At 72.8% G+C, this 17,322-nt stretch carries 19 protein-coding genes; 13 read left to right on the forward strand and 6 right to left on the reverse strand.

The features are described from left to right. Positions 1 to 3 precede the first annotated feature (3 nt). Positions 4 to 258, reverse strand: coding sequence for a mycoredoxin (locus ABT160_RS06950; protein WP_351644524.1), 255 nt, complete (start codon positions 256 to 258; stop codon positions 4 to 6). A 224-nt stretch (positions 259 to 482) separates the two neighbouring features. Between ABT160_RS06950 and ABT160_RS06955 the strand changes: the two genes are divergently transcribed. The 5 genes from ABT160_RS06955 to ABT160_RS06975 all read left to right on the forward strand — a co-directional run bounded on the left by ABT160_RS06955 (position 483) and on the right by ABT160_RS06975 (position 4,407). Beyond that, entirely contained in the window at positions 483 to 2,678 is a 2,196-nt protein-coding gene (locus tag ABT160_RS06955) for an ATP-dependent DNA helicase UvrD2 (RefSeq protein ID WP_351644527.1), read from the forward strand. A gap of 169 nt (positions 2,679 to 2,847) precedes the next feature. Then, positions 2,848 to 3,219 carry a hypothetical protein gene (locus ABT160_RS06960; RefSeq protein ID WP_351644530.1) on the forward strand — a complete coding sequence of 124 codons (372 nt, stop codon included), beginning with the start codon at positions 2,848 to 2,850 and terminating at the stop codon, positions 3,217 to 3,219. Between the two features lie 170 nt (positions 3,220 to 3,389). Then, a complete protein-coding gene (locus ABT160_RS06965; RefSeq protein ID WP_351644532.1) occupies positions 3,390 to 3,767 on the forward strand; it encodes a WhiB family transcriptional regulator in 378 nt (125 codons plus the stop codon). Further along, entirely contained in the window at positions 3,764 to 4,090 is a 327-nt protein-coding gene (locus ABT160_RS06970) for a putative WhiB-interacting protein (RefSeq protein WP_351644535.1), read from the forward strand. The genes ABT160_RS06965 and ABT160_RS06970 overlap by 4 nt, the downstream gene beginning before the upstream one ends. Before the next feature lie 119 nt (positions 4,091 to 4,209). Next, complete coding sequence (locus ABT160_RS06975; protein ID WP_351644538.1) at positions 4,210 to 4,407, forward strand: hypothetical protein; 198 nt, start codon at positions 4,210 to 4,212, stop codon at positions 4,405 to 4,407. 75 nt (positions 4,408 to 4,482) lie between these two features. On the opposite strand, the gene ABT160_RS06980 is transcribed toward ABT160_RS06975, so the two are convergent. Both ABT160_RS06980 and ABT160_RS06985 read right to left on the reverse strand, forming a co-directional pair. Beyond that, the gene (locus tag ABT160_RS06980) at positions 4,483 to 5,859 is read right to left on the reverse strand and encodes an ABC1 kinase family protein (protein ID WP_351644540.1); all 1,377 of its coding nucleotides are present in this window, start codon (positions 5,857 to 5,859) and stop codon (positions 4,483 to 4,485) included. 58 nt (positions 5,860 to 5,917) lie between these two features. Next, positions 5,918 to 7,057 carry a ThiF family adenylyltransferase gene (locus tag ABT160_RS06985; RefSeq protein ID WP_351644542.1) on the reverse strand — a complete coding sequence of 380 codons (1,140 nt, stop codon included), beginning with the start codon at positions 7,055 to 7,057 and terminating at the stop codon, positions 5,918 to 5,920. 348 nt (positions 7,058 to 7,405) lie between these two features. On the opposite strand from ABT160_RS06985, the gene ABT160_RS06990 reads away from it, so the two are divergent. The 4 genes from ABT160_RS06990 to ABT160_RS07005 all read left to right on the forward strand — a co-directional run bounded on the left by ABT160_RS06990 (position 7,406) and on the right by ABT160_RS07005 (position 11,200). Continuing rightward, a complete protein-coding gene (locus tag ABT160_RS06990) occupies positions 7,406 to 7,999 on the forward strand; it encodes a M48 metallopeptidase family protein (RefSeq protein ID WP_502984173.1) in 594 nt (197 codons plus the stop codon). A gap of 108 nt (positions 8,000 to 8,107) precedes the next feature. Beyond that, entirely contained in the window at positions 8,108 to 9,730 is a 1,623-nt protein-coding gene (locus tag ABT160_RS06995; protein WP_351644545.1) for a TerD family protein, read from the forward strand. A 14-nt stretch (positions 9,731 to 9,744) separates the two neighbouring features. Then, the gene (locus ABT160_RS07000) at positions 9,745 to 10,425 is read left to right on the forward strand and encodes an AIM24 family protein (RefSeq protein ID WP_351644548.1); all 681 of its coding nucleotides are present in this window, start codon (positions 9,745 to 9,747) and stop codon (positions 10,423 to 10,425) included. Between the two features lie 19 nt (positions 10,426 to 10,444). Continuing rightward, positions 10,445 to 11,200, forward strand: a complete 756-nt coding sequence (locus ABT160_RS07005) for an AIM24 family protein (protein ID WP_351644551.1) — start codon at positions 10,445 to 10,447, stop codon at positions 11,198 to 11,200. Between the two features lie 57 nt (positions 11,201 to 11,257). Here ABT160_RS07005 and ABT160_RS07010 read toward each other — a convergent pair whose 3' ends face one another. Together ABT160_RS07010 and ABT160_RS07015 are read right to left on the reverse strand one after the other, a co-directional pair. Continuing rightward, a complete protein-coding gene (locus ABT160_RS07010) occupies positions 11,258 to 11,782 on the reverse strand; it encodes an NUDIX hydrolase (RefSeq protein WP_351644552.1) in 525 nt (174 codons plus the stop codon). Then, positions 11,779 to 13,173, reverse strand: a complete 1,395-nt coding sequence (locus ABT160_RS07015) for a zinc-dependent metalloprotease (protein ID WP_351644554.1) — start codon at positions 13,171 to 13,173, stop codon at positions 11,779 to 11,781. The genes ABT160_RS07010 and ABT160_RS07015 overlap by 4 nt, the downstream gene beginning before the upstream one ends. A gap of 192 nt (positions 13,174 to 13,365) precedes the next feature. On the opposite strand from ABT160_RS07015, the gene ABT160_RS07020 reads away from it, so the two are divergent. The 4 genes from ABT160_RS07020 (at position 13,366) to ABT160_RS07035 (ending at position 16,580) form a co-directional block, all read left to right on the forward strand. Beyond that, complete coding sequence (locus ABT160_RS07020; RefSeq protein WP_351644557.1) at positions 13,366 to 14,475, forward strand: SDR family oxidoreductase; 1,110 nt, start codon at positions 13,366 to 13,368, stop codon at positions 14,473 to 14,475. Between the two features lie 126 nt (positions 14,476 to 14,601). Beyond that, a complete protein-coding gene (locus ABT160_RS07025) occupies positions 14,602 to 15,063 on the forward strand; it encodes a molybdenum cofactor biosynthesis protein MoaE (RefSeq protein ID WP_351644560.1) in 462 nt (153 codons plus the stop codon). Positions 15,064 to 15,227: 164 nt separating this feature from the next. Next, positions 15,228 to 15,398, forward strand: coding sequence for a hypothetical protein (locus ABT160_RS07030; RefSeq protein WP_351644563.1), 171 nt, complete (start codon positions 15,228 to 15,230; stop codon positions 15,396 to 15,398). A gap of 90 nt (positions 15,399 to 15,488) precedes the next feature. Beyond that, a complete protein-coding gene (locus ABT160_RS07035; RefSeq protein ID WP_351644565.1) occupies positions 15,489 to 16,580 on the forward strand; it encodes a YlbL family protein in 1,092 nt (363 codons plus the stop codon). 68 nt (positions 16,581 to 16,648) lie between these two features. Here the strand turns inward: ABT160_RS07035 and ABT160_RS07040 are convergent, their stop codons facing one another. Next, positions 16,649 to 17,188 carry a PPA1309 family protein gene (locus tag ABT160_RS07040; RefSeq protein WP_351644568.1) on the reverse strand — a complete coding sequence of 180 codons (540 nt, stop codon included), beginning with the start codon at positions 17,186 to 17,188 and terminating at the stop codon, positions 16,649 to 16,651. Positions 17,189 to 17,322 lie beyond the last annotated feature (134 nt).

The following is a 17,322-nucleotide window of genomic DNA, read 5'->3' on the forward strand; positions in this document are numbered from 1 at the left end:
GCGTCAGGCGCCGAGCGCCTGCTTCACCTGGGCCAGGCTCGGGTTGGTCATGACCGACTCGGTGCCCGCCTCGGAGCGCACCAGGACCGTCGGCACCGTCTGGTTGCCGCCGTTGGCCTTCTCGACGAACGCGGCCGAGTCCGTGTCCTGCTCGATGTTGATCTCGTCGTAGGCGATGCCCTCGCGGTCCATCTGGCTCTTCAGCCGACGGCAGTAGCCGCACCACGTGGTGCTGTACATCGTCACAGTGCCCGGCATGGTCTCTCGCACTCCTCTGGTTCGCTCGGTGCGCGTCGCGCCCGGATTGGCTCGGTGCGTGCCCGCACCCGCAAGAACGTACGGGCCCGCGCGACCATTCCCGGCACCGGGTCCGCAGGTGGTGGCGAGCGCGCCCGCCACCACCTGCGGCATTAGTACGACCACGACCCCGTCCCTGTGGACAACGGCCGCATCCGCCCCGGGCGACCTGGCAGCATGGCGGGGTGACATCAGCAACGCACTCCACTCTCTTCCCGCAGGTGCCGGACTCGGCGGACGCCGTGCTGGACGGGCTCGACCCCGAGCAGCGCGAGGTCGCCACCGCCCTGCACGGCCCGGTGTGCGTGCTGGCCGGAGCCGGTACGGGCAAGACGCGCGCGATCACCCACCGCATCGCGTACGGAGTGCGGGCGGGCATCCTCCAGCCCGCCAGCGTGCTGGCCGTCACGTTCACCAACCGGGCCGCCGGGGAGATGCGCGGCCGGCTGCGCCAGCTGGGCGCGGGCGGCGTCCAGGCGCGCACCTTCCACTCCGCCGCCCTGCGCCAGCTGCAGTACTTCTGGCCCAAGGCGGTCGGCGGCGAGATGCCGCGCCTGCTGGAGCGCAAGGTGCAGCTGGTCGCCGAGGCGGGCGCCCGCTGCCGGGTCCGGCTGGACCGCAACGAGCTGCGGGACGTCACCGGCGAGATCGAGTGGGCCAAGGTCACCCAGACCGTCCCCGCCGACTACCCGGCCGCCGCGGCCAAGGCGCTGCGCGACGCCCCCCGCGACCCCGCCGAGATCGCCCAGATCTACGGGGCGTACGAACAGCTCAAGCGCGACCGCGGCTCGATCGACTTCGAGGACGTGCTGCTGCTCACCGTCGGCATCCTCCAGGACCGGCACGACATCGCGGACCAGATCCGCCGCCAGTACCAGCACTTCGTGGTCGACGAGTACCAGGACGTCTCCCCGCTCCAGCAGCGGCTGCTCGACCTGTGGCTGGGCGAGCGGGACACCCTGTGCGTGGTCGGCGACGCCAGCCAGACGATCTACTCCTTCACCGGTGCCACCCCCGACCACCTGCTGAACTTCCGCACCCGCCACCCCGGCGCCACGGTGGTCAAGCTGATCCGCGACTACCGCTCCACGCCCCAGGTCGTCCACCTGGCCAACGGGCTGCTGGGCCAGGCCCGCGGCCGGGCCGCCGAGCACCGCCTGGAGCTGGTCTCCCAGCGCGAGGCGGGCCCCGAGCCGCTCTACCGGGAGTACCCGGACGAGCCGTCGGAGGCCGAGGGCACCGCCCGCCGGGTGCGCGACCTGATCGCCTCCGGCGTCCCGGCCGGCGAGATCGCCGTGCTCTACCGGATCAACGCCCAGTCCGAGGTGTACGAGCAGGCCCTGGCCGACGTCGGCGTGCCCTACCAGCTGCGCGGCGCCGAGCGGTTCTTCGAGCGCCAGGAGGTCAAGGAGGCCGGCGCGGCCCTGCGCAGCGCGGCCCGCTTCGGCGGGAACGACTCCCTGCTCGACGACGTGGTCGACCTGCCCTCCCAGGTCAGGGCGGTGCTCTCGACGAAGAACTGGACCCCGCAGCCGCCCGCGGGCTCCGGCGCGGTGCGCGACCGCTGGGAGTCGCTGGCGGCGCTGGTGCGCCTCGCCGAGGACTTCGCGGCGGCCCGCCCGGGGGCGACGCTGGCCGACCTGGTGGCCGAGCTGGACGAGCGGGCCGCCGCCCAGCACGCCCCGACCGTCCAGGGCGTCACGCTCGCCTCGCTGCACGCGGCCAAGGGCCTGGAGTGGGACGCGGTGTTCCTGGTCGGCCTGACCGAGGGCATGCTGCCGATCACGTACGCCAAGACGGACGAGCAGGTCGAGGAGGAGCGCCGCCTGCTGTACGTGGGCGTCACCCGGGCCCGGGTCCACCTGACGCTCTCCTGGTCGCTCTCGCGCTCCCCGGGCGGCCGGGCCTCCCGCAGGCCCAGCCGCTTCCTGCAGGGCCTGCGGCCGGGCAGCGGGGCGCTCGGCGGCCGGTCCGCCGCGGGCTCCGGGGGAGTGGAGCGCGGCGCGGGACCGGGCGGTGGAGCGGAGGCCCGTCCGCGCAAGCGGCGCGGTCCGGTGCGCTGCCGGGTCTGCGGCACCTCGCTCACCGAGGCGGGCGAGGTCAAGCTGATGCGCTGCGAGGACTGCCCCTCCGACATGGACGAGGGGCTGTACGAGCGGCTGCGGGACTGGCGCGCCGAGCAGGCGGGGCTCCTGGGGCAGCCCGCGTTCTGTGTGTTCACGGACAAGACGCTGATGGCGATCGCCGAGGCCTCGCCGGCCACGGACGGGGAGCTGGCGACCATCCCCGGCGTCGGCGCCCGCAAGCTCGATCGGTTCGGCGCCGATGTGCTGGCCATCTGTGCAGGTCAGGAGCGTGCAAGCGCTTCCGGTGAGGACTGATGCAAACTCATCGAAAAAATAGTTTGCGCCCGCCCCACGAATCCCCATAGGTTCTTAACCACGGAAACGGCGGCTTCTCCGAAGCCCCGTCCCCGTGCTCTACTTATCCGAATACGCGCGGTACCGGCCTGGCCGGTGCCCCCCGAGACGCCGAGAGGAGGCGATTCCAGTGATCAGCAACAACACCAGCTTCATCAGCACCGTGAAAATGACCGATCGCTCGGTCGTCTCCGCCTGCTCGCTCGGCTTCTCCGGTTCGGCTCTCATTGGCACCGCTCTGTCCGGCTCCGGTTTCGCCGGCTCCGGTCTGCCCGGTACCGGTCTGCTCGGCTTCACCGCCGGCCGGACCGCCTCCCTGACGGCTCTCCCCGTCCTGGAGCGCAATGAGCGACCGACCAAGGCACTGGAAGCAGGAGTAGCAGCGGCGCAGGCCCAGGCCTATGCCTTTGCGGCGACCAGTGCCGAAACGAAGCAGCACGACACGCAGCACCACACGATGTGGGCCTTCCGTGGGCTCGAACCCTGGAGTGATCCAGCCTGATCGACGATCAGGCCGGCGCCTTCAGGGCCGCGGAACCCCACCCGGGATCCGCGGCCCTTCTGTTTTGCCCAACGGCGAAACAGGCCGAAGGGGCCTCGGGACAGCAGAACCCGGTACCAGCCGACCACCGGCCGACCCAGGCCGGAACGACCAGACGAGGAAAGACACCCGTGCAACTCGAAGCGCACGCCCCGTCCGTACCGCCTTCCGAAACGCTCCCCCCGCCCGGTCTCACGGAGGACTCCACCTTGACCCCGCTCGCTCCGCTCACCGCGCTCACCGCGCTCGACGACGCCATCGAGAACCTCGGCGTACCCGTCCCCTGCCGTTCGTACGACCCGGAGGTCTTCTTCGCCGAGTCCCCGGCCGACGTCGAGTACGCCAAGTCGCTCTGCCGCACCTGCCCGCTGATGGAGGCCTGCCTCGCCGGCGCCAAGGAGCGGCGCGAGCCCTGGGGCGTCTGGGGTGGCGAACTGTTCGTCCAGGGCGTGGTCGTCGCCCGCAAGCGGCCGCGTGGCCGCCCGCGCAAGAACCCGGTCGCGGCATGAACGTCACCGGAACCATCGACCGACCCCATACGCACGATCCCCAGAAGCAGGCCCCGATGACCTCTTCCGCAGGCGAGCCCTTCGGCTCCGCCAACCCAGTCTTCAGCACCACTGCCGACGCGAACGCCTCGCGTCAGAACAGGACCCGCGAGATGCAACTGCTCCAAGAAGCCCTGGCACGCGCGCATATGAACGAGCGCATGCGGGAAGTCGACGCGGAACGCCAGGCCGTGCGCCTGGTCGCCGCGCGACGCATGCAGCGCAGGGCCGAGCGCGTGTCGCTGCGCGCCCGCCGTGCGCTGGCCATGGCCGTCATGCACTGATCCACGTGCACTGCCCGCGCCGCCCGGCGTGAAATCCCCCGCAGGGGCCGGTCCGTCAGGACCGGCCCCTGCGGTGCGTTGCGGTCCTGACGGGACGGCACGGGTCTATCGTCTCTGGGATGGACGAGCGGACCCCTGCCACCGCGCGGCCGGACGACCGGGACACGGTCTGTTCCCGCTGCGGCACGATCTCGGACGGCATGCCGTTGACCTGGACCTGCTCCGTGGAGAACGGCGAGCGCCACTACTTCTGCGACACCTGCGCGCGCACCCATCTCCGCGCGATCGAGGGCAGGTTGGACTCCGCCTGGTGGTGAGGCGGGCGGTCCGGCGGGCCCGGCACCGGGGTGGACGGTGCGGGCGGACGACCGCCCGGCTCAGGCCCGCCCGGCTCAGGCCCCCGCCGCGTCCTCCCGCTCCTGGTCCCGCTCCTCCTCGGCCACGAACCCCGGCAGCCACTCCCGCAGTTCGTCACGCAGCCGCACCGTCGCGTTCAGCTGGCACAGCACCCCGATGGTGCTCAGCGTCACCCGGTGGATCAGCAGGTACGACGGCGGCAGGTTGAGCTGCTTGCCCAACTGGTGCGCGGGCGAGCGGGGGTCCGCGATCCGGGCCGCCTGGGTGCGGATCCAGCCGCGGCTGAAGGTGAACTCCTCCGCCTTCGCCGGCTCGATGATCGGCAGCAGGTACTCCAGGACCGCGTCGGGGTCCAGTGCGATGGACTCCTTCACGAACCCCTCGGAGCACAGCAGCGCGTAGACCTCCTCGGCCTCCCCGTCCAGGGTCATCCGCAGCGCGGGACCGATGGTGTCGGGCAGGCCCCCGGGCAGCCGGTCCACCGTGCCGAAGTCGAGCACGCCCAGCCGCCAGGCCGACACGTCCTCCGCGTCCTCCCCGGGCAGCAGCCGGAAGTTGCCCGGGTGCGGGTCCGCGTGCAGCAGCCCGGTGCGCGCCGGCCCGGAGAAGAGGAACCTGGCCAGCAGCTGCCCCGCCCGGTCCCGCTGCTCCGGCGTACCGTCCGCGATCACCTCCGCCAGCGGCACCCCGTCGATCCACTCCGTGACCAGCACCTGGTCGGACTGGTGCACCACGGCCGGGACCACCACGTCCGGGTCGTCCCGGAAGACCCGCTCGTGCTCGCCCTGCGCCTGCGCCTCCAGCCCGTAGTCCAGCTCCTCGGAGACCCGGTCGCGCAACTCCGTGATCAGCGGCTTGACGTCCATGCCCGGGATCAGCGGCCCCAGCAGCCGGGCGAACCGGCTCAGCTGGGTCAGGTCCGACAGCAGCGCCTCGCCCGCCCCCGGGTACTGCACCTTCACCGCGACCTCGCGCCCGTCGTGCCACACCGCCCGGTGCACCTGGCCGATGGACGCCGCCGCGGACGGCTTGTCCTCGAACTCGGCGAACAGCTCCCGCCAGTCCTCGCCCAGCCGCTCCGCCAGCACCGAGTGCACCGTGCGCGTCGGCATCGGCGGCGCCGCTTCCTGGAGCTTGGTGAGCGCCGCCCGGTAGGGCCCGGCGACCTCCTCGGGCAGCGCCGACTCGAAGACCGACAGGGCCTGCCCGAACTTCATCGCACCGCCCTTCAGCTCCCCGAGGACCTTGAACAGCTGCTCCGCCGTGCGCTGCTGCAGCTCGCGGGCCACGATCTCCGCGGACTTGCCGCCGATCCGCTTGCCCAGGCCCCAGGTGGCCCGGCCGGCGAACCCCAGGGGCAGCGCGGCCAGCTTGGCGGTACGGGTGACCGCCTTCCGGGGAAGATCAGACATACGCCCCTCCAAATCCCAGACCGCCGCGCGCTCGCGCTCGTGGCACCCTCCGTCGCCGCTACCCGGCCATTGTGTCGTGCGGCGCCCCGGCCCTCGACGTGCCCTCCCTCCCAGTCTGCCCGGCGGCACCACAGGCGCAGTCGCGGTGCGGTGCAACGGCTTCCCTCCGCCAGTCGAGCAGCGGCAGCGCGGCCTCCCAGCGGGCCCCCACGGTGTCCGGCAGGTCCCCGTCCAGGAAGGCCAGGGCGTGCGCCGCGGCCGTCCCCGCCACCGTGCTCGCCAGCGCCAGGTCGCACGCGGGCACCGACCGCCGCCGCCCCGAGCGCCACTGGGCCCGCAGCACCGGCCACACCGGCTCCCGCTCGGCCCGCGCCCGCTCCACGCACTCCGCGCACCCCGTCCCGCCCGGCAGCACCAGCGGACCCACCACCCCCGTGGCCTCCACCACCCCCGCGTACAGATGGGGCGTCCCCGACGCGATCCAGGGCTCGGCCTGCCCCGGGTCGGGCGCATAGGCGTCCAGACCGTCCCGCGGCGCGAACACCACCAGGTCCAGCGGCCGCTCCGGCTCCCCGCGCTCCCCGGCCCTGCTCCGCGGCCGCCGCCCGGGAGCCGCCCGCGCCACCACCCGCCGGGCCGCCACCGAGCGCCGCTCGCCCACCGCCTCGCCCGGCAGCCCGCCCGGCGCCACGTCCCAGGGCTCCGCCGTGCCCCCGTCCAGCACCTCCACCTCGCCGACCCCGGAGCCGGACAGCAGCGCCGCGATCGCCGCGCCCACCCGCCCGGCGCCCCGCACCTGCACCCGCAGCGCGCCCCGTGCCCCCAGCCGCCGCAGCCCGGCCCCCGGCTCCGGATGGACCACGGCCAGCGACGCCAGGTCCGCGCGGAGCCGGTCCAGCACCCCCTCCCGGGCCCGCAGCGCCTCCACCTCGGGCCCGCCGCACGCCGGGTCGTCCAGCAGTCCGGCCCGGGCCAGCCGCCCCACCAGCGCGTCCACCGTCTCCTCGGGCACCCCGAGCGCCCTGGCCTCCGCCCGCAGCAGCGGCATCCCGCGGGTCCCGTCGAACAGGTCGATCAAGCTGCCCGTCGTCGTGTCGACCGGGCCCAGCACCACCGCGTGGGCCGGGGCCACCCCGAACTGGACGTGCTGGAGGTCCCGCCAGGCCCTCGTCAGCGCGGGCTTCACCATCGGATGCACGTACCGTCCCCCTTCTTCCGTCCCCTGCGGACTTCTCGCGTCCCCTTCGGACCCGATCCCGAGCCCCGAGCCCTGTCCGAGCCCGGCCCGGACCGGACCCATCGGAGCCCAGCCCAGCCCAGCCCGGCCCGATCAGGCCGCCCGGACCCGGCCCCGACCGGAATCCCGCTCCGGCCGGAAGCCCGTGACGCAAGAATGCGGAATCCCGGCCGAAGCCGCACAAAGTTGTCCACAGGCAAGGGGATAAGTCATACGGATCGCCGCGGCCTGGCCCGGGAGAGGGGCCGATCACAGCCGAACCGTCCCGGGGGCGGGACTTCCCGTGCTGACAGCGGGTAACGTCGGGGCGTGCCCGTCGACCCACAGCGCACCGCCGACCCGCAGCGCAGCGTGAACAGCGACCCGCCCAGGGGTCCCGCGACGAGCGCGGTCGAGGTCCGCAGGAGTTCGCGGCGGATCAGGACCGTCTCCGCCTACCGCGAGGGCGACCGCACCATCGTGCTGATCCCGGCCCGGATGTCCCAGGCCGAGGAGAAGCGCTGGGTCACCGTGATGCTGGACAAGCTCGCCGCCCAGGAGAACAAGCGGGCGCTGGGCGACACGGACCTGGCCGAGCGGGCCGAGCGCCTGTCGGAGCAGTACTTCGGGGGCCGGGCACGGCCCACCTCGGTGCGCTGGGTCACCAACCAGAACACCCGCTGGGGCTCCTGCACCCCGGCCGAGGGCAGCATCCGCCTCTCCCACCGCCTCCAGGGCATGCCCGAGTACGTCATCGACTACGTGCTGGTCCACGAGCTGGCGCACCTGCTGGTGCCGGGCCACGGGCCGAACTTCTGGCGGCTGCTCGACGCCTATCCGCGCACCGAGCGCGCCCGCGGCTACCTGGAGGGCGTGGTCGCGGCGGAGCGGCTGCCGCACCTGCCGCCCGCTCGCGGAGAGTGACCGCGACGGTCTCGTACCGAACGCGTACCGACTTGGCTCAATCGCGCGGGGAGCCGTTAGCCTGGCGCGACGCAAGCACATCGTCGGGATGGGGGACGGTCGTTACGCATGGCCAGGGAATTCCAACGAGGCCACAAGGCCAAGATCAGCGATCTGACAGCGGGGACCGACCTGTACGTGGGCGTGCAGATCGCCGCCCCGGGGCTGACCTTCGACATCAGCTGCTTCGGCCTCGACGCCGACGAGCGGCTCTCGGACGACCGGTACTTCGTCTTCTTCAACCAGCCCAAGTCGCCCGAGGAGTCCGTCCAGCTGCTCGGCGCGCAGGCCGGTGACACCGAGTCCTTCCGGGTCACCCTGGACCGGGTCCCGCCGCAGATCCACAAGCTCGCCTTCACCGCGACCATCGACGGCGACGGCCAGATGTCCCACGTCGGGCCCGGCTACCTGCGCATCGTCGCGGGTGGCGAGGAGGTCGCCCGCTACTCGTTCACCGGCGCGGAGTTCAGCACCGAGCGCGCGGTGATGCTCGGCGACTTCTACCTCAAGGACGTGTGGCGCTTCGCCGCCGTGGGCCAGGGCTTCGACGGCGGACTCGCCGCGCTGCTCAAGAACTTCGGCGGAGAGGTCCTGGAGGAGGAGCCCGCGGCGCCGCAGCCGCAGGCCGGCGCCCCCTCCTTCGCGCCGCCCGCCCAGGCCCCCGCCCCGTCGTTCGGCGCCCCGGTCGTGCCCGCGGCGCCGCAGCCGCCGCAGCCCGCGCCGTCCTTCGGCGCGCCCGCCCCGCACGCGCCCCCGCCGGCGCCCGTCCCGCAGGTGCACTCCGCGCCGACGATCGTGGCGCCGATGACCCCGCCGGGCGGTACGGTGCCGCCGCCGGCCGCCCCCGCGCCGTACGGACAGCCGCCGCAACAGCCCCAGCAGCCGCAGTTCGGACAGGTACCCGGGCAGCCGCAGCCGTACGGACAGCCGCAGGGCGCCCCGTACGGACAGCAGCCGCAGGCCCCCTTCGGGCAGACCCCGCCGCCGTACGGGCAGCAGCCCGGCGTCCCGCAGGGTGCCCCGCAGGCGGGCGCCGGACTGCAGGCGGCCCTCCAGCCGTACCGCGAGACGGCCACCGGAGCCCGCTGGACGCCGCAGAACCAGCAGCTGATGCGGGTCGACCTGTCCATGGGCGGCACCCCCGTCCTGGCCCGTCAGGGCAGCATGGTGATGTACCAGGGCAAGGTCGAGTTCGGCTACAAGGGCGCCGGGTTCGCCGGGCGCATCGTCGGCAACGCCACCGGCCAGGAGATGCAGCTGATGCGCTGCACCGGCCGCGGCCAGGTCTTCCTCGCCGAGGAGGGCGCCCACCTGCACCCGATCGAGCTGCAGGGCGACGGGATCTGCGTCTCCGCGGAGAACGTCCTCGCCTTCGACGAGACGCTCCAGTACGAGGTGCGCCGCATCGAGGGCCACGGCATCCCCGGCGGGGCGCTGTTCACCATGCAGTTCCAGGGCAGCGGCACGGTCGTCGTCAAGACGCACGGCATCCCCGTGGTCCTGCCGGTCACGCCGACCACGTTCGCCGACTGCAACGCGGTCGTCGCCTGGTCGGCCGCCTCGCAGGTGATCCTCTCCAGCCAGGTCAGGCTGCGCCGCAACGCCTATCCCGGCCACAGCGGAGAGACCGTGAACCTCCAGTTCCGGGGCGCCCCCGGCAACTTCATCGTCGTCCAGCCGTACGAGGTCTGAGGGAGCCCGAAGACATGGACCAGCAGCTCGCGGGCTACGCCCCGACCCCCGTCACGGCCCGCATGGAGAACCACGGGCGCACGATGCTCAAGGTCGCCATGGCCACCGGCCAGGACCTGTACGCGCGCACCGGCTCGATGGTCGCCTACGAGGGCTTCGTGCAGTACGAGCCCAACCCGCCGGCCGTCCGCCAGATCGCCTCGTCCTGGGTGACCGGAGAGGGCGCGCCGATCATGAAGTGCTCCGGCGACGGCCTGCTCTACCTGGCCGACTACGGCGCGGACGTCGTGGTGATCAACCTCAACAACGACTCGATCTCCGTCAACGGCACCAACCTGCTCGCCTTCGACGCGCACCTGCAGTGGGGCGTCGAGCGGGTCAAGGGCCTGGCCAAGTTCGCCGGCCAGGGCCTGTGGAACGTCGAGGTCCGCGGCACCGGCTGGGTCGCCCTGACCTCGCGCGGCACGCCCATCGTGGTCGACTGCGGCCGCGGCGAGGACGAGACGTACGTCGACCCGGACGCGCTCGTCGCCTGGTCGCCCAACCTCAAGGTCAAGGGCAAGCGCAGCTTCAAGGCCTCGTCGCTGATCGGGCGGGGCAGCGGAGAGGCGTACCAGATGGCCTTCTCCGGCCAGGGCATCGTCGTCGTACAGCCGAGCGAGGACAGTACCGACCGCCTGCGGATCCGGAACTGAGGGGGAGCGAGAACACACCATGCAGAGCCCGCTTTTCAGTCTCACCGAACAGCAGTCCCAGGAGCGGTACGCCGTGCAGAACCCGCAGCTGCTGCGGGTGGCCCTGACCGGGCACGACGACGTCCTCGCGCGCAAGGGCGCGATGGTCGCCTACCAGGGCCTGATCGACTTCGACGGCGAGTACCAGTCCCACTCCCAGCGCAACGCACGCGCACGCACCGGCGAGGGCCTGGACCTGATGCGCTGCTCCGGGCAGGGCACCGTCTACCTCGCCAACCTCGCCCAGTACATCCACGTCGTCGATGTCGACCAGGAGGGCATGACGGTCGACAGCGCGTACGTGCTGGCGCTGGACTCCACGCTGCACACCGAGGTCATCGCGGTGGACAGCCAGTACGGCATCTCCGGCTCCGGCAAGTACCAGCTCAACATCTCGGGGCGGGGCAAGGTCGCGCTGATGACCTCCGGCCAGCCGCTGATGATGCGGATCACGCCGGACAAGTACGTCAACGTGGACGCCGACGCGATCGTCGCCTGGTCCTCCGGGCTGCGCGTGCAGATGCAGGCGCAGACGCACTCCACGGGCGTGTGGCGGCGCCGGGGCAACACCGGAGAGGGCTGGGAGCTCAGCTTCCTGGGCCAGGGCTTCGCGCTCGTCCAGCCCAGCGAGGTGCTGCCGCCGCAGAACGCCGTGATCGGACAGGGCGCCCGCGCCCAGTTCGGCATGGGCCAGCAGGGCGCCCACGGGCAGAACCAGAACAACGCCTGGAACTGACGCCCCCGGACACGGGTAAGGGGCGGACACCCGGTGCCCGCCCCTTACCGCTGCCGTCTACCCCAGCCGCTCCAGGGTGCGCTCCACCAGCCGCGCCACCGAGGCGTCGGCCACGGCGGGCACCTCGTCGTACGCGAACCAGCGCAGGTCCAGCGACTCGTCGCTGATCGCCTCCACGGAGCCCTCCGGGGCCAGCGCCGCGTACTGCACGTCCAGGTGCCAGTTGCAGGGCGCCGGGATGGGGTGCCGGTCGAGCCGCACCGGGCCGCCGTCCAGCAGCACCAGGCCCTCGATGCCGGACTCCTCCGTCGCCTCGCGCAGCGCGGCGCCGGCCACCGTGGCGTCACCGGGCTCGCAGTGGCCGCCCATCTGCAGCCACATGCCCAGCTTCTTGTGCAGCGTCAGCAGCACCCGCCCCCGCGAGGGGTCGACCACCAGCGCGCTGGCCGTGAGGTGCCCGGCCCCGCAGGCCTTCCACATCGCGTCCTCGTGCGCCGCCAGGTGGTCCAGGTACGCCGTGCGCAGCTCCTCCTGGTCCCCGTACTCCTTCAGGACCAGGGTCGCGTCGTCGTGCAGGCTCACTTGTCGCCGTCGTCCTTGCCGTCGTCCGTGCGGTCCTTGGGGGCCGCCTCGCCGAGCATCTTGTCGATCTCCGAGAAGTCCAGCTGCTCCCGGTGCACGAACCCGTCCGGGTCGTCCAGGTCGGTCGCCGTCGGCAGCATGTCCGGGTGCTCCCACAGGCCGTCGCGGCCGTCCACCCCGCGCGCGTCCGTGAGTGAGGCCCACAGCCGCGAGGCGTCGCGCAGCCGGCGCGGGCGCAGCTGCAGCCCGATCAGCGTGGCGAAGGTCTGCTCGGCGGGACCCCCGGTCGCCCGGCGCCGGCGCAGCGTCTCGCGCAGCGCGTCCGCCGAGGTCAGCCGGGACTTGGCGGCCTCGTGGACCACCGCGTCGACCCAGCCCTCCACCAGCGCCAGGGCCGTCTCCAGACGGGCCAGCGCGGCCTTCTGCTCCGGGGTGTCCTCCGGCTGGAACATGCCCTGCTGGAGGGCCTCCTGCAGCTGCTCGGGGTTGGACGGGTCCAGGTTGCCGACCGCGTCCTCCAGCTTGGAGGTGTCGACCTTGATCCCGCGCGCGTACCCCTCGACCGCGCCGAACAGGTGCTGGCGCAGCCACGGCACGTGCGCGAACAGGCGCTGGTGCGCCGCCTCGCGCAGCGCCAGGTACAGCCGCACCTCGTCCTTGGGCACGCCCAGGTCCTTGCCGAACGTCTCGATGTTCAGCGGGAGCAGCGCGGCCTTGCCGGCCGGGCCCAGCGGCAGGCCGATGTCGGTGGACCCGACGACCTCGCCCGCCAGCACGCCCACGGCCTGCCCGATCTGCTGGCCGAACATGGCGCCGCCCATCGAGCGCATCATGCCGATCAGCGGGCCCGCCATGGCCTGCATCTCCTCCGGCAACACGTCGCCCATGGCGTTGCCCACGCGCTCGGCCACCGGGTCGACCAGCTGCTGCCAGGCCGGGAGGGTCGCCTCGACCCACTCGGCGCGGCTCCACGCGACGGCGGAGGCGGCCCCGGAGGGCAGCGAGGTCACGCCGTCCAGCCACAGGTCCGCCAGGCGCACGGCCTCCTGGACGGCGCTCTTCTCGGCGGGGCCGACGCTCTCGTCCTTGACGCCGTCCGCGGTGCCCTGGGCGACCGTCTGGCGGGCGATCTGCTTGGCCATGTCCCAGTTCACGGGACCGCCCTCGTAGCTCAGCATCTGGCCGAGCTGCTGGAAGGCGGCGCCCAGGTCGTTGGGGTTCATCGACCCGAACATGGCGGCGAACGGGTTGTCCGCGCCACCGGGCAGCCCGCCCGGCCCGAACCCGAGGGGGTTGCCGCCCTGGCCACCACCCTGGGGGTCCTTCTTCTTGCCGTCGCCGTCCTCCGGCTCCTCCGGCGGAAGGCCGAATCCGAATGGGGTGTCACTCACGGGTTTCCTCGGCTCGTAGGGCCGCCGGCTCTCCTGCCGGCGGCGGCTGCCCGACAACACCACCCAGCGTAGACATCGCGGCCCGATCGGGCCTCGGTGCTCCGCCGACGCTTGGCCTGCGGCAGGATGGACGCCACCTGGTCCGTACGCGTCATGCGCGCACGTACTGAAGACAACCGCTGGAGACGCCCGGTGAGTTCCCCAGATCCACAGGTTCGCGCAGCGCGAAACCCTTCCACCCGCACCGCGGGACGCGGCCCCGTCGTCGCGGTCACCGGCGCCGCCTCCGGCGTCGGCGACCTGCTCACCCGGCGCCTGGCGGCCTCCGAGGAGGTCAAGCAGGTCATCGCCATCGACGAGCGACGGGGCGAGGTGACCGAGGCGCAGTGGCACGTCCTGGACGTGCGCGACCCGGCCATCGCCGAGAAGCTGCGCGGCGCGGACGTGGTGGTCCACCTGGCGCTCGACCTGGACCTGGAGACCGACGCGGCCGCCCGTACCGCGTACAACGTGCGCGGTACGCAGACGGTCCTCACGGCCGCCGCGGCCGCGGGCGTCCACCGGGTGGTCCTGTGCACCTCGGCGATGGTCTACGGAGCGCTGCCGGACAACGACGTACCGCTGTCGGAGGACGCCGAGCTGCGCGCCACCGCCGAGGCCACCGGCGTCGGCGACCTCCTGGAGATCGAGCGCCTGGGCCGCCGGGCGCCCCGCGCGCACCCCGGCCTGAACGTCACCGTGGTGCGGCCCGCCGTGCTGGTCGGCGGCACGGACACGGCGCTCACCCGCTACTTCGAGTCGCCGCGCCTGCTGGTGGTGGCGGGCTCCCGCCCGACCTGGCAGTTCTGCCACGTCGAGGACCTGGTCAGCGCGCTGGAGTACGCGGCGCTGGAGAAGGTCGACGGAGAGTTCGCGGTCGGCTGCGACGGGTGGCTCGAACAGGAGGAGGTCGAGGAGCTCAGCGGCATCCGCCGGATGGAGCTGCCCTCGGCGGTCGCCCTGGGCGCCGCGGCCCGGCTGCACCGCATCGGCCTGACGCCGTCCCCGGCCGGGGACCTCGCCTACACGATGCACCCCTGGGTGGTCAGCGTCGGACGGCTGCACGACGCGGGCTGGCGGCCGGGCTGGACGAACGAGGAGGTGCTGGCCGCGCTCCTGGAGGAGGCGTCGGGACGCCACACCGTCGCCGGGCGCAGGCTGGGCCGCAAGGACGCCACGGCGGCCGGTGCCGCGGGCGCCACGGTGGCCCTGCTGGGCACCGCGGCCCTGGTGCGCCGGGCCCGTCGGCGCCGCGGCCTGTAGGCCCCCGCTGGCCCGGATCACGGTGGTCGCGGCGGCCCTCCTGTAGGAGGCTCCAAGGCGGCACGCGCGCGTGCCGGTCGAAAGCGCTATTCCGGGTTCGCCGTGCCGTACGGCACGATGGAAGGCATGGCACCCACGTACGACCACCCCGGCGAGCAGGCCGCCCACGACCCGATCCGGCTGCTCGCCGTCCGCGACGCCCCGCTCTCCCTCGACGAGGTCTTCCGGGCCGTCGGCGACGACGCGGCGGGCGGCACGACGCTGTTCGTGGGGACGGTGCGCAACCACGACGGGGGCTCGGACGTCGAGGGGCTCGGCTACTCCAGCCACCCCTCCGCCGAGGACGAGATGCGGCGCGTCGCCGAGAAGGTCGTCGCCGACTTCCCGGTCCGCGCGCTGGCGGCCGTCCACCGGGTGGGTGACCTCCGAGTGGGGGACATCGCGGTCGTCGTCGCGGTCTCCTGCCCGCACCGCGCGGAGGCCTTCCAGGCGTGCCGCAAGCTCATCGACGACCTCAAGCACGAGGTCCCCATCTGGAAGCACCAGACGTTCTCGGACGGGACCGAGGAGTGGGTCGGCGCCTGCTGACTTTCCTGACGGCCCGTCGGGTGACTCGGGGGCCGCTCGAAACCCGGACGGCCCCCATGCGCCCCGATTTGCGTAACCCCACCCCTGCCACGAGCGTTGAACCGGCGGATGGTTAATCTGCTGATCGGTCAGTTTGCGTTCGCTCATGGGGTCGGGAGGTCGCGATGGCAGCACTCGCCTGGTTGCTGATTCCGCTCTTCGCCGCCGTCGGGGCCGCGATATGGGGAAGCTGGGCTTCACGGAACCGGACCACCGGTGACGTCGCCGAGCTCGCCGGATACGCGCGGTTCCGCGACGCGATGGAGAAGACACACTCCGGCGCGGGGTCCGCGTGAGGCCCCCCGAACGGTCCGCGGTCGCCGGGTGACCCCGTACGGACCGGCCCCGGCGGTGCGGTGAGGGACCCGTCCCGTACTGTCGTTCTCATGCCACGCCGCACCGCGACGATGCTCGCCGCCACCCTGGTCCTCATCGCGCTGCTGTGCGCGGGTGTGCTCATCAAGGTCCCGTACGCGGAGATGAGCCCCGGCCCCACGGTGAACACGCTGGGCGAGGTCAAGGGCGAGCCGGTGCTCCAGATCTCGGGGCACGAGACGTACCCCACGACCGGGAACCTCAACATGACGACGGTCCGCGTCACCGGCGCGGACTACAACATGAACCTGGTCGAAGCGGTCTACGGATGGCTGGCGCACGACAGCGTCGTCGTCCCGCACGACACCCTGTACCCGGACGGCAAGACCGCCGAGCAGTCCGACCAGGAGAACGCCGAGGAGTTCAGCCAGTCGCAGGAGAGCGCCAAGGTCGCCGCCCTGAACGAGCTGGGCGTCAAGGGCGTGAAGTCGTGGGTCATCGTCTCCTCGGTGCAGAAGGACAGCCCCGCCGAGGGCACCCTGCACGCCGGTGACGTGATCAGGGCCGTGGACGGCACCGAGGTCAAGGAGCCGGGCGACGTCGCCAAGCTGGTGACCAAGCACAAGCCCGGGCAGAAGGTCGTCTTCACCATCGTCCCGGCCAAGGACGCGGCCGCCGCCGAGAAGGCCCGCAAGGAGCCGGCCGGCGGCAAGGAGGTCGCGATCACCACGAGGAAGTCCCCCGAGGGCGACCGGGCGATCGTCGGCATCCAGGCCGGCACGGACCACACGTTCCCGTTCGACATCGACATCAAGCTGGCCGACGTGGGCGGGCCCAGCGCGGGCCTGATGTTCTCCCTGGGCATCGTCGACAAGCTGACGCCCGAGCAGCTGACGGGCGGCAAGTTCATCGCGGGCACCGGCACCATCGACGACAAGGGCAAGGTCGGCCCGATCGGCGGCATCGAGATGAAGCTGGTCGGCGCGCGCAACGCGGGCGCGCGCTACTTCCTCACCCCGGCCGACAACTGCGCGTCCGCGGCCTCGGACATCCCGTCCGGCCTCACGCTCATCAAGGTGGACACCATCCACGACGCCCGGCAGTCGCTGGAGAAGCTCAGGAAGGGCGATACGGCGGGCCTGCCGAGCTGCTCGGCCAAGTGACCGCCACGCGCGCGTACCCGGCGGGGCCCGGACCCGACCGGGTCCGGGCCCCGCTGCGTACGCCTGTCTCAGTCCTCGAAGGTCGCCGCGAGCGCGTCCGCGAGACCGGGCACCAGGTCCGAGCCGGTCAGCACCTCGGTCGGCGAGTCCTTCTCGCGCAGCCGCAGCGCCGACTCGCGGGCCCCGTCGCGCAGCACGGCCACGGTCATCCGCACCTCCTGGCGCTTCGGGTGGCGGGCCACCCACTTGGCCAGCGCGGCCTCGTCGAGCCCGTCCGGCACGGACGCCTCGGCGGACGGCGGCAGCATGAGCCGCTCGACGGTCAGCGCGCAGCCGGTGACCGAGTCCGGCCAGGCCACGGTGCCGAGGTACTCGTCGAGCGGCTTGCCCGCCGGGATCTCCTTCTGCTGGAGCGCGGTGAAGCCGTCTCCCGCGAAGCGGTCGGCCTGGCCCGGCTCCAGGGCGCGCAGGGTCGCGTTGTCGATGAGGGCGTACAGCACGGACGGACGGTCCCAGCCGAGCCCGGAGGCGTACTCGTCGATCTCGAGCACCGCGCGGGTGAGCGGGCTCGCGGCCATCGGGGGGCCGGAGGGGGAATCGTTGGACATGCCCGCCATCCTGCCTCCTCCCGCCCTCCGGAAGGGAACGCGGAGCCGGGAAAGCACCCCGGGAAGGGAACGGGGCCGCCGGGCGGGAACTAGGTAAAGCCTCAGTAAGTTGCATGAGTGGGCTCTACGATCGC

It is taken from the genome of Streptomyces sp. NPDC001941 (assembly GCF_040296945.1).
GTDB lineage: Bacteria > Actinomycetota > Actinomycetes > Streptomycetales > Streptomycetaceae > Streptomyces.

What these genes read in the sequence shown, in the direction of transcription:
- ABT160_RS06950 (WP_351644524.1), bottom strand. Translation starts at nt 258, where the DNA reads ATGCCGGGCACTGTGACGATGTACAGCACCACGTGGTGCGGCTACTGC.
- ABT160_RS06970 (WP_351644535.1), top strand. Translation starts at nt 3,764, where the DNA reads ATGAACGTCACCGGAACCATCGACCGACCCCATACGCACGATCCCCAG.
- ABT160_RS06975 (WP_351644538.1), top strand. Translation starts at nt 4,210, where the DNA reads ATGGACGAGCGGACCCCTGCCACCGCGCGGCCGGACGACCGGGACACG.
- ABT160_RS06980 (WP_351644540.1), bottom strand. Translation starts at nt 5,859, where the DNA reads ATGTCTGATCTTCCCCGGAAGGCGGTCACCCGTACCGCCAAGCTGGCC.
- ABT160_RS06995 (WP_351644545.1), top strand. Translation starts at nt 8,108, where the DNA reads ATGGCCAGGGAATTCCAACGAGGCCACAAGGCCAAGATCAGCGATCTG.
- ABT160_RS07000 (WP_351644548.1), top strand. Translation starts at nt 9,745, where the DNA reads ATGGACCAGCAGCTCGCGGGCTACGCCCCGACCCCCGTCACGGCCCGC.
- ABT160_RS07005 (WP_351644551.1), top strand. Translation starts at nt 10,445, where the DNA reads ATGCAGAGCCCGCTTTTCAGTCTCACCGAACAGCAGTCCCAGGAGCGG.
- ABT160_RS07025 (WP_351644560.1), top strand. Translation starts at nt 14,602, where the DNA reads ATGGCACCCACGTACGACCACCCCGGCGAGCAGGCCGCCCACGACCCG.
- ABT160_RS07030 (WP_351644563.1), top strand. Translation starts at nt 15,228, where the DNA reads ATGGCAGCACTCGCCTGGTTGCTGATTCCGCTCTTCGCCGCCGTCGGG.
- ABT160_RS07035 (WP_351644565.1), top strand. Translation starts at nt 15,489, where the DNA reads ATGCCACGCCGCACCGCGACGATGCTCGCCGCCACCCTGGTCCTCATC.
- ABT160_RS07040 (WP_351644568.1), bottom strand. Translation starts at nt 17,188, where the DNA reads ATGTCCAACGATTCCCCCTCCGGCCCCCCGATGGCCGCGAGCCCGCTC.